This is a genomic window from Megasphaera sp. SW808, assembly GCF_012027795.1.
Classification (GTDB): Bacteria; Bacillota; Negativicutes; order Veillonellales; family Megasphaeraceae; genus Megasphaera; species Megasphaera stantonii.
In genome coordinates, this window is sequence record NZ_SJOT01000014.1 from 44,744 (window position 1) to 58,517 (window position 13,774).

Consider the following 13,774-nt stretch of genomic DNA (forward strand, 5'->3'; position numbering starts at 1 on the left):
TACTGCACGCTATCGTCTTTTTCAAGATGCGGGCCTACCGGTTGGACGGGTCCACGGCGTCTCCCTTATAATGCTCGAAACGGATTTTTTCCGCCTTATGGACGCCCGTGCCGTAGTAGACGAGCAGCAAGGCCGCTACCCACACGATCGTCGCAAAAATAGCGATGCGCGTCGTGGCGTCGAAGGCCGCTGAGATAACGACGACGATGAAAAAGAGGAGGGCGAAATAATTGGAATACGGCGATAAGGGCATTTTATAGCGAATAGATTTCCGCTGTTCCGGACTCAGCGATTTGCGGTAGCTCATCTGGCTGAACAAGATAAGGCTCCACGTAATCATGCAGGCGAAGGAGCTGATGGACGTAGCGATGACGAATACCTGCGCCGGCAGGAAATAGTTCATAGCGACGCCGATAAGCATGAACAATACGGATACGAGTATGCAGCGGTACGGAACCTTATGAGAGCTGACGACGCTCAGCGACTTGGGAGCCTTTCCCTGCAGGGACAGATTGTACAGCATGCGTCCCGTACTGTAAATGCCGGAGTTGCACGAAGACAGGGCCGCCGTAATGACGACGAAATTGATGATGTGAGCCGCACTGCTGATGCCTAATTTTTCAAATACCATGACAAAGGGGCTTCCCTGATGGCCGAGCTGGTTCCAGGGATAAATAGCCATGATGACCAATAAGGCCAGCACGTAGAACAAAAGGATTCGATACAGCACCTTGTCGATCGCGCCGGACAGGGTCTTCGCCGGATTGTGGGCTTCGCCGGCCGTCACGCCGATGACCTCGATGCCGACATAGGCAAAGGAAATCATGACCAGCGTGCCGAATACGCCTTCCCAGCCGTTGGGGAAAAAGCCGCCGTGCGCCGTCAGATTGCTGAGACCGACAGCCACGCCGTTGTTTCCGAAGCCGAAGAAAATCATGGCGCCGCCCGTAATAATGAGGAAGATGATGGTAATAATCTTAATAAGGGCAAACCAGAATTCAAATTCTCCGTAGGCTTTGACGGAAATCAAATTGGCGCAGGTCATAATAGCCAAAGCAGCCAGGCAGGATATCCACTGGGGCAAATCGGGATACCAGAAATGCATGTACACGCCGACAGCCGTAATCTCAGCCATGCAGGTAACGATCCAGAAATACCAGTAATTCCATCCGGAAATATATCCGGCCAAAGGATTTAAGAATTGATAGGCATGGGCGCTGAAGGAGCCCGACACGGGATATTCGACGACGACTTCACCCATAGCCCGCATGACGAAGAAAATAGCCAAGCCGCAGATAATATAGGCTACAACGACAGCCGGGCCGGCCTTTTCAATAGCCGACGCCGACCCTAAGAACAAGCCGACGCCGATGGCCCCGCCAAAGGAAATCAGCTGGATATGCCTTTCCTGCAGGCCGCGGTTCAAATCTTCATGAACGACTTTCGCATTTTGTTCACTCATACTACGTCACCTCTGTCATCATAAATTTCCGGCGGCATATGTCCTGAAACGGCTGTTCGTCAGGAAAATACACTGCCGTTACACATTGCATGCTTTCCATTCAGTATACCTTTTTTGCATACATCAAATTACAATACTTATTATAAACTTCCCTCTTTACTTATGTCAATGTTTATCTGCCCATTGTTTGATATTTTTAAAGAAATATCTTTTGTTGAATTTATTTATTTAAACTCAATGTATGGTTCCATTAAAGGCGGCCAAAGGCATGAAATTCCTGAAAGCCTCTGTTTCAGCCCATAATCGTCATGCTTCTTCGTGCAAATGTCCTTTCTAAACGCATATTTTCAGATATGCTATAATAAATACCAAGATATACTAGTTTTCCAGAAAAGGACGGTACGATTATGACATACTCTGACATGAATCTTTCGCAGCGCCTGCTGCATTTTATCAGCCAAGCTACCTCGCCCTATCATACTGTAAAGGCCGGCATGGCCATCCTGAAGGAAGCAGGGTTCCGGGAACTTCGCTGGAATGAGCCCTGGCAGCTGGAATCTGGCCAGAGATACTACATTTCCCTTTATGATTCCAGCCTCATCGCCTTTACGATTGGCCCTAACCCGCGGGCCAATCTGCGCATTGCCGCAGCCCATACGGATTTCCCCTGTCTTCGCGTCAAACCGGCGGCAGCGCTGTCACAACAGGGCTATGGAAAGCTTAACGTCGAAATTTACGGAGGCATGATTCGCGAATCGTGGCTCGACAGACCTCTCTCCCTGGCCGGAAAGGTAGCAGCAGCCAGCGGCGATCCCTTCAAGCCGGCAGTACATCTGATCGATGCCGGACAGCCCCTGCTGACGATCCCTCGCCTGGCCATACACATGAACAGCCATGTCAACGACGGCATCGCCCTGAATCCCCAAAAGGACATGCTGCCCCTCATGACATTGACGGGACCGGACGACAACGCCTCCTATTTTCTCCAATTTCTCGCCGACGAATGCCACTGCCGGCCCGAAGATATTTTATCTTACGACCTTACGGTATACCTGTACGAAGAAGGCTGCCTGATGGGCCTGAAAAACGAATTCATTTCCTCGCCCCGCCTCGATAACCTGACGTCGGCCTATGCCTGCATCGACAGTCTGGTCCGAAGCCAGGAGCACGACGGCCTCCACGTCGTCGCCTTGTTCGACAATGAAGAGGTGGGCAGCCGGACGAAGCAGGGCGCCTTATCTCAAGCCTTCCCCGCCCTGTTGGAAGAATTATACGCCTCCCTCGGCTATACGCGCCGGGAGTATCGCATCGACGCGGCCAACGCCTTCATCCTGTCCATCGACGTCGCCCACGCCATGCATCCCAACGTGCCGGAAAAGTGCGACATTACCAACACGCCCCGCCTCGGCCAGGGCGTCGCCCTCAAGACAGCGGCCAGCCAGTCCTACGCCGGCGATGCCGAAGCGGCTGCAGCTGTCGTCGCCTTATGCCGCAGGGCCCAGATTCCCTGCCAGCGGTTCGTCAATCGCTCCGATATGCCCGGCGGTTCGACCCTCGGTTCCCTTTTATCGGCCAATCTCCCAATCCGTACTATGGACGTCGGTATTCCCATCCTGGCTATGCACTCCGCCCGGGAACTGATGGGCGCGGCCGACCAAAAAGCCCTCCACGATTTAGTATATACTTTCTTTTCAATATAAATTATATTTATCGTATATATAATATTTTATTATCAATATCCCCAGTGTTTATGCCGCATTTATAGAATTTTTATTCATATTTATGCATATTATATGATTTGAGTATAAATAGTTGCAGTAATAGAATTTATCTTATCTTTTAAATATTCAGATATTTTTTGACAAGATTGAGAAATATGCAATTCTTGTATTGACTTGCATTTATATTCACCTTATAATAAGGGCAGTACACTATAACGTATCATTTGTTCATACTGGGAGATTACATTATGACACTAGGACAAGAAATCAGGTATTACCGCAAGAAAAAAGGATTGACGCAGACGGAATTCGGCGCGCTGTTCGGTATGTCCAAGCAAGCCGTATATTCATGGGAAACGGGCTTGTATTCCCCCGACATTTCCGTACTGCTGCGAATGGCCGACTTTTTCCAAATCCCCATCTGCATCTTAGTCGGCAGGCCGGGAATGTTCTGTCAGGATGATAAGGAAACCGAATCAGACTGTCAGTACTGCGCCTCTATTTCCGAAAAGGACAGCCGCATCATCCGTGCAATCCACGCCTTGCCGCAATCGCAGCAGCAAGCCATCGAAACGCTGCTGAACATCGAAGACCTAACGGTGCGGAAATAGCCCTTCCCCTTTGTCAAACGCCGCCAAATGCGATATGATAAGAGAAAAGTATAGTGCAAAGGACAGAGGACAGATATCTATGGCTACTTCTTTTATCACATCCGTATACGGCCGGTCCGAAACGGAATACATCGTAAAAAAATCCCGCTTCATCGCGACGTTGACGGAGGTCCGCAGCGAAGCCGAAGCGGCGGCGCGCATCGAAGAGCTGCGCAAGCAGTACTGGGACGCCAATCACAATTGCTACGCCTACCAAATCGGTATAGATGGCGCGCTGCAGAAATCGAGCGACGACGGGGAGCCGTCGGGTACGGCCGGACGGCCTATGCTGGAAACGCTGAAAAAAAGCGGCGTTACCAATACGGTCGTCGTCGTTACGCGCTACTTCGGCGGCGTCAAGCTCGGCGCAAGCGGCCTGATCCGGGCCTACAGTCACGCCGTCACCCTCGGGCTTCAGGCAGCGGATATCGCCGATTACAAGCCCTACGACATTGCCGGCGTCACCGTCGCCTACTCCTTCGTCAGCACGCTGGAACGGATGGCTCCGTCCTTCGATATTCTCGTCGCCGACCGGGCCTTTTCCGACACCGTGACCTTTACCCTGCAAATTCCGCAGGAACGGACAGCGGCTTTCAAAGCCGCCCTCATCGACACGACGAACGGGACGGCGGTCTTTACCGATAAGGGAAGTCAAACGATACCCATCATTCGGCCGAAAAACCCGCAGTAACAGCGAATACTATCTCGCGTTACTGCGGGTTTTCTCATGTGCTTCCTCTTATTTCTTATATCCTGTGGCGAAGTCGACGACGTTTTCCAGCGCCTCTCCGGCTAAGAAACGGCGCAGGTTGGCGGCGGCAATGCGGACGATGTTGTCGTGCGTAGCCTGCAAATGATATCCGCCCGATACGTGCGGCGTAACGAAAAGCCCCGGTGTGTGCCACATCGGGCTGTCTGCCGGCAGCGGCTCCGGTTCCGTCACGTCGACGGCAGCGCCGGCTAACTGACCGCTGCGGACAGCGGCGCATAAATCGTCCTGCACGACGTTGCTGCCCCGGCCGACGTTGATAAAATAGGCTCCTTTCTTCATGACGTCGAAGCGGTCCTTCGTATACAAGTGATGCGTTTCCGGCGTATTTGGCAGGCACGACGCTATGATATCCGCCTTGGCCAGATACTCGTCCAGCTTGTCCATCGTACCCATTTCATCGGCTTCAGGCGGCACGTCACCGCTGCGTCGGCGCATGCCGACGACATGAGCCCCCATAGCCTTCATACGCTTTCCGAACTGGCGGCCCAAATCACCGAATCCAATAACCAGAACCGTTTTTCCGTATACCGACTCTACCTGGCCTTCATCGCGCCAATTAGCGTCTTTCTGATTGTCGTAGTATCGGTACAGCTTTTTCATCATGGCGAAGACCAACGCCGTCATATGCTCCGCTATGGCCAGGCCGAAAGCGCCTGTCGCGTTCGTAAGGGCCGCTCCGTCAGGCATGACGCCGTCCTTGCAGTAGGCGTCGGCGCCGGCGCTGCTGAGCTGAAGCCAGCGCAGCCTGCGGGCATGGCGCAGCTGGGCGGGCACGACGTTGCCGATGACGACGTCGGCCTTGGCCAATTCTTCTTCCGATACGCTGGCGCTGACCAATCCCTTGACAGGCCAATATACGACTTCATGGCCCTGCGCAGCCTCTTCGATCCAACGCTTATGTTCTTCATGGACTTCCATTGCTACTAAAATTCTCATGCAATATCCCCCTCTATATCCTATTAAAAGATTCATATATACACTATCAAAAACTCTCCGTCTTGTCGAGACCGTTTCCGAAGATAGAACGACTTTCTTCATTCTGCCTTGTGCGTCTCCATCGGTCATGGTATAGTAAAACAAACGCACACAGGAGGGATCGCCTATGATTTCCGGCGTCAGCCACATGACATTTATCGTTCAGGATCTGGACAAAGCGACAGAATTTTTCCAGACCATCTTTTCCGCCCGCATCGTCTACGACAGCGGCAGCCGCACCTTTTCCCTGTCACGGGAACGATTTTTCCTCGTTGGCACCTTATGGATCGTTATCATGGAAGGGCCTTCCCTGCCGGAACAGACGTACAACCACATTGCCTTTCAAATCAGCGACGGCGAGTTCGAAGCCTATAAAGAGCGGCTGTCGAAGGCCGGCGTTCCCATGCGGGAGGCGCGGAGCCGCATCCCCGGCGAGGGCCGTTCCCTTTATTTTTACGACTACGACAACCACCTGTTCGAGCTCCATACGGGCACGCTGGAAGAGCGTCTGACAGCGTACAGCCGCCGTCTTCAGGAAGAAGGAAAGCAGACCGAACAGCGTTCCTCTCAGTAAAATGCAAACACACCCTGTACAGCGCGATTTCGCCTGAAACGCACTGTTCCGGGTGTGTTTTCTTGTCGTCTAATACGAGAATTTACCAGTCTAAGGTACCTGTAATCAAGTATACGAGCAGCCCTTTTTCGGCGTGGCGGCGATTTTCCGCTTCGTCGAGAATAGTTTCCATATGCGCCTCCATGACGTCCTGAGAAATTTCAAAGCCCGGGTGAATCGGCATATCGTGGAATACCATCGTATCCGTCCCTTCGAGCAGGTCCGCATTGATCTGGTACGGCATCATCATATTGATGATAGATTCTTTCTTTTCCTTATATTCGGGATTGGTGAAAAATTCCATATCTACCCACGTATCGGTATATACGCAGTCCACGTCGGCAACGATTTTTTTCAAATCGGCCTGGGAAATATCCGTCGGCACTTCGACATAATGGCCGGTCTGCTTCAATTCATCGTAAAATTCGTCTCCTACGGCCATGACCTGGCTGAACGGCGTCAAGCCGTACATCGTGCCGCCCAGCTTGGCGACGATTTCGCTCAGGGAATTGTACGTATTGTTTTTCGCGCCGATGTACAGTACCTTCACGTCAAAACGGCCCGTCTTTTCATACAAGGTCAGCATGTCGGCCAAGGCCTGCGTCGGGTGGAACGTATTGTCGCAGCCGTTGATGACCGGAACGGTAGCGTTCTTCATAAAGCCATGCGTCGTTTCGGCTTTCTTAAACCGGCCCATGATGCAGTCGACGTTGCGGCAGACATATTTTACCTCGCTGCCCAAATCGCCGATGGTGAAGTTGCTGTCCGCCCATTTCTGGTTATAGTGGCGGCCGCCCAGTTCTTCCATGCCGATGGCAAAGGACAGGTAGGTCCGATTCGATGTTTTTTCAAACAAGGTGTATAATTTCTTGCCTTCCAGAATATGGGAATAGGCTTTCTGGTTCTGTTTGATTTTTTCGGCTAATAACAAGATTCCTTTAATTTCATCTGCCGTATACTCAGCAAAGCTATTTGCGTGTTTCATTCTATGCATCCTCCAAACTTGAAAAACAATACTGTCTGTGCATATCATAGCACAGACAGTATAACTTTTCAAGTTTTTATGCATATTTTATACAAATTAATGCATGTATCAACTGACATACAGCTATAAATCCGCATGATTACGCCGATTATTCCATACGCATATAAATAGTTGCAGTATATTTTTTTACCGGCACAGGATACAAATCGTTTTCTCTTTTCCTTATGCCGCCAGTGCAGCTTGCCGCCTCTTGACCTAGAAAAACCTATCTTTCGACGGGCATATAAAAAACCGGCAACAACAGGGTCACCGGTTAAAAGGTCGATTTATGAACTTGGTTTTGTGAACGCTATTACGCTTTAACTACGTTAGCAGCCTGAGGTCCACGAGCGCCATCAACGATTTCGAAGTCAACTTCCTGACCTTCCGTCAAGGATTTGAAGCCTTCTTCCTGGATAGCCGAGAAATGTACGAATACATCGCCGCCATCTTCTCTTTCAATAAAGCCATAACCTTTTTCTGCGCTAAACCATTTTACTTTTCCGTGCATAACGAAATCCTCCTAAAAAAACAATTCCAGCTAGCTTCTAGCTCTTGTGTTAGTGTAACATAACCGATAAGCAATGTCAACCAAATTTATGGCTGTATTATGCCATATATTTACGGCGTAACCTATAATGCATCCCTCCCCTGCATAGGGGATATCACAGTCCGCCGCCGCACGGCAAAATGCTGCCTCGCAGGGCAAGCAGCATGCAATATTTCGTATAGCCGCACATGCTATTGTTACGTCAGGCGCCGGAACCATTCGTAATAATACCAGGCAAAATACCCATGGATGAGGTATACCAATAATTCAGATAATTCTTCCACGTTGGCGTCCATATACGAATGAAACAGCAAGCCCTTATCGCCGCATGACGCCAGCATGGCCGCTGCCGCCAAGACGCAGAATAAAAAGGTGGGAAAGGGAATATCATGAAGAATTTTCTTCCAAGGCATACAAGCGACGAGAGAGCAAAATACGACGGCCGTGTATACGCCGATAGCGGCGTGTATCATTTCATGGCCGGGAATCGAATTCATGGACACAAAGGTTGGGCCGTGGCTGTCCATTCCCGTCGGGAAAAAGACTCGTCCCCAGCTGAGCTCCCGCCCCAGAAGCAGTAAAAAATATCCGGCTGCCGCCAGCCACAGCCGGTGAATAGATTTTCCGCCCATTCCCGCCGTCTTGCGGAAAAAATAGGCCGCCAAACACATATCGCCAAATAAGACTATGTTTTGGAGCATTTCCAATACCCCGTTTTCCCAAGCCAAATAAGGCGGCATGACATAGCCAAGGGGCAGCAGCAGGACAGCATATACGGCAGCACCGCGCTGCATAGCCGATACGTACAAACGGCGGCGCATGTCTTCTTGCAACACAATACATCACTCCTATAAATCATAAACTTACAGCACGCAGGCTCTGGTACTATTTTACTATGTTTCAGTACCATTCTCAATAGGAAGTTTTGCAGAAACGCTGCGGCGCCGCCTTGCCATGCCGCTTCTTATTCTATTTTCTGACATAATGGACAAACGCGAAGTCATGCCCCTTTCCTTCTTCGGCCGTATGCTCTTCCCGCTCGCAGATCCGCCACTGGCTCCTATCGAATTCCGGAAAAAACGTATCAGCCGGAAAAACGTCGTCGATTTCCGTCAAATACAGGCTGTCAGCCTTGTCCATAAACGCTTCGTACATGGCCGCGCCGCCGATGATGAAATACTCTTCGCCGTCGGCCATGAGGCGGCAGACCTCGTCGACAGAATGGCAGACCTGAATGCCTTCATGGGCCTCGCCATAAGCGGCTTGTCTCGTCACAACAACGTGAGGCCGGCCCGGCAACAGGCCCGGAAGGCTTTCAAAGGTCTTGCGGCCCATGACGATGGTATGTCCCATCGTCAGCGCCTTAAACCGCTTCAAATCAGCCGGAATATGGCACAATAAGCCGTTGTCCTTGCCGATGCCCCCGTCGCGGGCTACGGCAGCAATCATATGTATCATTTACACAGCCACCTCCATGGGCAGCTTTCCTAAATGCCGGTAATTATCCAGGGCAATATCGTCGGGCGTAAAGGCGTAGAAGTCGGTAATATCCTTAGCGATGACGAGCTTCGGTGCGTCCATGGCTTCGCCGCGGCGGGCCAGCTGCGTTTTGAGGGCTTCTACGTGGTTTTCATAAATATGGGCGTTGTTGATGACGTGCGTAAACAAACCCGGCTGGAGGCCGACGGACTGGGCAATGAGATGAATCAGCACGGCATACTGCGTCATGTTGAACGGCACGCCTAACCCCATGTCGCCGCTGCGCTGGATGAGCATGCAGTTCAGGCGGCCATCCGTCACGTCCCACAGCGTCTGGAAGGCGCAGGGCTGCAGCGCCATATCCGGCAGGTCTTCAATATTCCACAGCGATACGATCATGCGGCGGTTCTGCGGGTCGTTGCGCAGCATGTCGAGGAGCTTGTCTACCTGCTTGTATTTCCGTATCTGATAGCCGTAGGCCTTGCCGATGGTGCCGTCGGGCCGCATCCATTCGTCCCACACGTGGCAGTTCATTTTCTGCAGTTCCCTCACGTCGTTGCTCTGGAGCTGCCAAATCCAAAGGATTTCCTTGACAGCCGTCTTGAAGGCGACGAATTTCGTCGTCAAGATGGGAAATTCTTCGGCCAAATCAAACTGCATGATTTGATGGGGCAGCTTATATGTCGGTACGCCCGTGCGGTTGTTGGCGTAATAGCCCCGTGCTAAAATGTTTTCTACAATATTTAAATACTGCGTATCAGCAGTGCTCATGAGTATCACCTCTGGTTCTGTATGTACGATTCGATAACGTGAATAAACTGATTCCCGTACTTGTTCAGCTTAAAATCGCCGACGCCCTTGATCTGCGCCATGGCCTCCAGGCTCAGGGGCTTCTGCGCCGCCATTTCCCACAGCGTCGCGTCAGAAAAGATGACAAAGGGCGGAATATGCTCGCGCTGCGCCAATTCGTAGCGCCTGGCCCGCAAGGCGTCGAATAAGGGCCGTAAGGCGTCTTCGTCGATAACGGAGGCTTTCTTTTTGACCTGCCGTTTCGGAAGGTCGATTTCCGCATCCGGCGGCGCGACGACCCGCGCTTGTACGACCTGACAGTTGCCGGCCAGCACGTCCCGTCCCGACGCAGTCAGGGAAAGAACGGGATATTTTCCTTCCGACTGCTCCAAGTATCCGTCTTCGACAGCCTGCTTGACCATATCGCGAATTTCCGGTCCCGAATAGGACTGCAGCAGGCCGAAGGACGATTTATTCTGAAACCCGTAGCGCTTGACCTTGGCATTTTGGCTGCCCTTCAAGATATCGCAGACCATCGTCAGGCCAAACCGCCCTTTCAGCTCGTCGACGCACTGGCAAATGTTGCGCACTTCAAAGGTTCGGTCTTCTTCTACAGTCTCCTGATCGCAGTTGCCGCATTTTTCGCAGCGCTGCCACGACGGCTCCTCGCCGAAATACGTTAAGATGTAGCGGCGCAGGCAATGCCGTCCTTCACAGTACTGAACCATGCGCTGCAGCATGTGGAACTCCTTGTCCTGCTGCTGCGGATCCTGGACGGACATTTCAATGAGATACTTCTGAATCATAATATCCTGCCGGCTGAACAACAGGATGCACTCGCCCGGTCCGCCGTCCCGTCCGGCCCGTCCCGCTTCCTGATAGTAGCTTTCCAGATTTTTCGGCATCTGGTAATGAATGACAAAGCGGACGTTGCTCTTGTCGATGCCCATGCCGAAGGCGTTCGTCGCCACCATGACGTCGATATTGTCATAGGTAAAATCGTCCTGGGCCTTTCGCCGCGCCTCGTCGTTCATACCGGCGTGGTACTTGCCGACGCGCATGCCCCGGCGGCGCAGCTCGCCGTACAGCCGCTCCACTTCCTTGCGCGTCGCCGCATAGATGATGCCGCTGTCCTGCTTGTGCCGCTGCAAATACGACAGGATAAACATCGTCTTATCTACCGGCGATACGACTCGGAAATATAAATTAGGCCGATCGAAGCCGCCGATAAATACCCGTTCATTCTTCAGCCCCAGCAAATTCATCATATCTGTCTTGACCTTTTCTGTCGCCGTTGCCGTAAAGGCCCCGACGACAGGACGGCGCGGCAGCCGAGCCAGCCATTCCTTCACGGCGCAGTAGCTCGGGCGGAAATCATGGCCCCATTGCGACACGCAGTGAGCCTCGTCGATGATGAGCATTGCAATCGGCATAGTCTGCATAAAGGACGAAAAGAATTCGTTCTGCAGCCGTTCCGGCGACACGTATACTAATTTGATCCGCCCAGCCCGTATGGCCGCAAAGCGCTGCTTCGCCTCGTCGAAGGAACACTGGCTGTTAATATACGTCGCCGGAATCTGCTGATTGACCAACGAGTCGACCTGATCCTTCATCAAGGAAATGAGAGGCGACACGATAAGCGTAATCCCCGGCAGCAGCAGAGCGGGCACCTGAAAACAAATCGACTTGCCGGCACCTGTCGGCATGATAGCCAGACAATCCCGCCCTTCCAGCAAGGTATCAATAACCTCCTCCTGGCCGGGACGAAAGGACTCGTAACCGAAGTATCGTTTTAATATATCAATAGGCCGCGCCATACTCTCCTCCTTGTCCAACACTTACATAATACAATTTATTGTATCATGCATTAGGGTTCAGCACAATGAGGGGCATAAAAAAGACACATGCCATAAGACATGTGCCTTTTGTTATATGACAATCTTATTTTGCCAATTCTTCCTTCAATACGTCGCCCAAGCGTTTGATACCTTCGACAATGCGGTCTTCCGGCATGTTGGAATAGTTCAGGCGGAAATGGTTGGCATTGCCGCCGTTGGGATAGAAAATACCACCCGGAACGTAAGCAACGTCCTTCGCCAGGCATTTCGGCATTAATTCCTTCGCATCCATGCCTTCAGGCAGAGTAACCCAGGTGAACAAGCCGCCCTTCGGATAGGTAAAGGTAACGCCTTCAGGGAAGTATTTTTCCATGGACTGATACATGAGATCGCGGCGTTTCGCATACAATGCCGTAATTTTAGCGATATGCGCTTCCATGTCAAACATCTTGAGGAAGTATGCTGCCTGACGCTGACCGAAGGTAGACGTGCCGAGGTCGACAGCTTGTTTGAATTTTACGAATTTATCGATAATTTCCGGATTTGCTACAATCCAGCCCAGGCGCAGGCCCGGCATGAAAATCTTGGAGAACGAGCCGAGGAAGACGACCTTGCCCTGCGTATCCATCGATTTCAAAGACGGCAGCTTTTCGATATCGTAGCGGATTTCGCCATACGGATCGTCTTCTAATACGACGACGTCGTACTTATTGACGATATCCATGAAGGCTTTGCGCCGTTCTACAGGCCAGGTAATGCCCGTCGGGTTCTGGAACTCCGGAATGACGTAAATCATGCGGATAGAATCATCGGCAGCCAAGATCTTTTCCAATTCTTCCGGAACGATGCCCTGATCATCTGTCGGAACTTCCGTATATTTCGGTCCGACAGGGTCGAAAGCCATGATAGCGCCCATGTAAGACGGGCTTTCCATCAAAATCGTCTGGTCCTTGTCTACCAAAATCTGAGCCAGAATAAACAAGGCTTGCTGCGAACCTGTCGTGACGACGACGTCTTCAGGCTTGCAGTCTACAAAGAATTTATCCTTCATGCGCTTGCAGATTTCTTCGCGCAGAGGCACGTAACCTTCCGTCGTGCCATACTGCACGGCTTTACGGCCTTCTTCATTGTAAATGGCTTCGTCGACCTTTTTCATTTCTTCAATCGGAAATAATTCCGGAGCAGGCAAGCCGCCGGCAAAGGAAATCACTTCCGGTTTTTCTGTCAACGCCAGTAATTCAGCAATATCGGACGCCTGCAGCGTCTGAGCAAAACTAGAAAATCTTGTCATAATACTACACCCCTTAAATCGTAGTTATCAAATTTCCCCAGTGCATAGTATTATATCACTTTTATACCTATAATGCAATTAAAACAATTGTTAACGATATAAAACGCTTAAAAAACTAAATCGTTTGACCCGATTTTCATGTACAGGAAAATGGAAAAACAGAAAGGAATCTATATAAAAAGAATACCTACTTGATTAATATGTTTCCTGCAAGGCATCAAGTTGGCACACTCGATCCGTAGGTTAAATATCTTGATGTTTTGTTTATTCCGATTTTAAGTAAGCAACTTCACTACCGTTTGCGCATCTCTTTGCTCCTTCAAACGGTGTTCCCTGCTTATGCTTATCCCAGGGCAAGTTCTTTGGCATCGGATGGGAAGCCGCTATATATATAACATAATACGTCTCCTGCTAGCGGTCGTCTCACCTATCAGTCGGGTCTGCACACATGAATACTTCTTCATGACATGTGCTGCTTACGCACGGACCCGACATAAGCGATTCGCACAGTTTTGCGCGTCGCTGCCGCTCCTTCAAAACTGGCTCTCTGCTTATCCCAGGAACCTGGAAGGATAGGAAGCCGCCATATACAAAAAAAGAACGCATACAG

The 13,774-nt window shown here is 51.1% G+C and carries 13 protein-coding genes; 4 read left to right on the forward strand and 9 right to left on the reverse strand.

Annotated elements, in window-relative coordinates:
* Positions 1–34 precede the first annotated feature (34 nt).
* Entirely contained in the window at positions 35–1,462 is a 1,428-nt protein-coding gene (locus E0L13_RS06830) for an amino acid permease (protein WP_168061251.1), read from the reverse strand.
* 407 nt (positions 1,463–1,869) lie between these two features.
* On the opposite strand from E0L13_RS06830, the gene E0L13_RS06835 reads away from it, so the two are divergent.
* From E0L13_RS06835 to E0L13_RS06845, 3 genes are all read left to right on the forward strand, one after another.
* The gene (locus E0L13_RS06835; protein WP_240924681.1) at positions 1,870–3,162 is read left to right on the forward strand and encodes a M18 family aminopeptidase; all 1,293 of its coding nucleotides are present in this window, start codon (positions 1,870–1,872) and stop codon (positions 3,160–3,162) included.
* 269 nt (positions 3,163–3,431) lie between these two features.
* Entirely contained in the window at positions 3,432–3,794 is a 363-nt protein-coding gene (locus tag E0L13_RS06840; protein WP_168061253.1) for a helix-turn-helix transcriptional regulator, read from the forward strand.
* 79 nt (positions 3,795–3,873) lie between these two features.
* The gene (locus E0L13_RS06845) at positions 3,874–4,524 is read left to right on the forward strand and encodes a YigZ family protein (RefSeq protein WP_168061255.1); all 651 of its coding nucleotides are present in this window, start codon (positions 3,874–3,876) and stop codon (positions 4,522–4,524) included.
* Between the two features lie 48 nt (positions 4,525–4,572).
* Here E0L13_RS06845 and E0L13_RS06850 read toward each other — a convergent pair whose 3' ends face one another.
* Entirely contained in the window at positions 4,573–5,541 is a 969-nt protein-coding gene (locus E0L13_RS06850) for a D-2-hydroxyacid dehydrogenase (protein ID WP_168061257.1), read from the reverse strand.
* A 166-nt stretch (positions 5,542–5,707) separates the two neighbouring features.
* On the opposite strand from E0L13_RS06850, the gene fosX reads away from it, so the two are divergent.
* Positions 5,708–6,154 (forward strand): FosX/FosE/FosI family fosfomycin resistance hydrolase, encoded by a 447-nt coding sequence (fosX, locus tag E0L13_RS06855; RefSeq protein ID WP_168061259.1) that lies wholly within the window; start codon positions 5,708–5,710, stop codon positions 6,152–6,154.
* Between the two features lie 82 nt (positions 6,155–6,236).
* On the opposite strand, the gene E0L13_RS06860 is transcribed toward fosX, so the two are convergent.
* The 7 genes from E0L13_RS06860 to E0L13_RS06890 form a co-directional block, all read right to left on the reverse strand.
* A complete protein-coding gene (locus E0L13_RS06860) occupies positions 6,237–7,178 on the reverse strand; it encodes an ornithine carbamoyltransferase (protein WP_168061261.1) in 942 nt (313 codons plus the stop codon).
* 352 nt (positions 7,179–7,530) lie between these two features.
* A complete protein-coding gene (locus tag E0L13_RS06865; protein ID WP_087478254.1) occupies positions 7,531–7,728 on the reverse strand; it encodes a cold shock domain-containing protein in 198 nt (65 codons plus the stop codon).
* Between the two features lie 236 nt (positions 7,729–7,964).
* Entirely contained in the window at positions 7,965–8,603 is a 639-nt protein-coding gene (locus E0L13_RS06870) for a hypothetical protein (protein WP_168061263.1), read from the reverse strand.
* A gap of 133 nt (positions 8,604–8,736) precedes the next feature.
* Positions 8,737–9,225 (reverse strand): dihydrofolate reductase, encoded by a 489-nt coding sequence (locus E0L13_RS06875; protein WP_095629423.1) that lies wholly within the window; start codon positions 9,223–9,225, stop codon positions 8,737–8,739.
* Positions 9,226–10,017: a thymidylate synthase gene (locus E0L13_RS06880; RefSeq protein WP_095629422.1), complete on the reverse strand. Its 792-nt coding sequence runs from the start codon at positions 10,015–10,017 to the stop codon at positions 9,226–9,228.
* A 5-nt stretch (positions 10,018–10,022) separates the two neighbouring features.
* The gene (recQ, locus tag E0L13_RS06885; RefSeq protein ID WP_168061265.1) at positions 10,023–11,852 is read right to left on the reverse strand and encodes a DNA helicase RecQ; all 1,830 of its coding nucleotides are present in this window, start codon (positions 11,850–11,852) and stop codon (positions 10,023–10,025) included.
* A gap of 124 nt (positions 11,853–11,976) precedes the next feature.
* The gene (locus E0L13_RS06890) at positions 11,977–13,164 is read right to left on the reverse strand and encodes a PLP-dependent aminotransferase family protein (RefSeq protein ID WP_087478865.1); all 1,188 of its coding nucleotides are present in this window, start codon (positions 13,162–13,164) and stop codon (positions 11,977–11,979) included.
* Positions 13,165–13,774 lie beyond the last annotated feature (610 nt).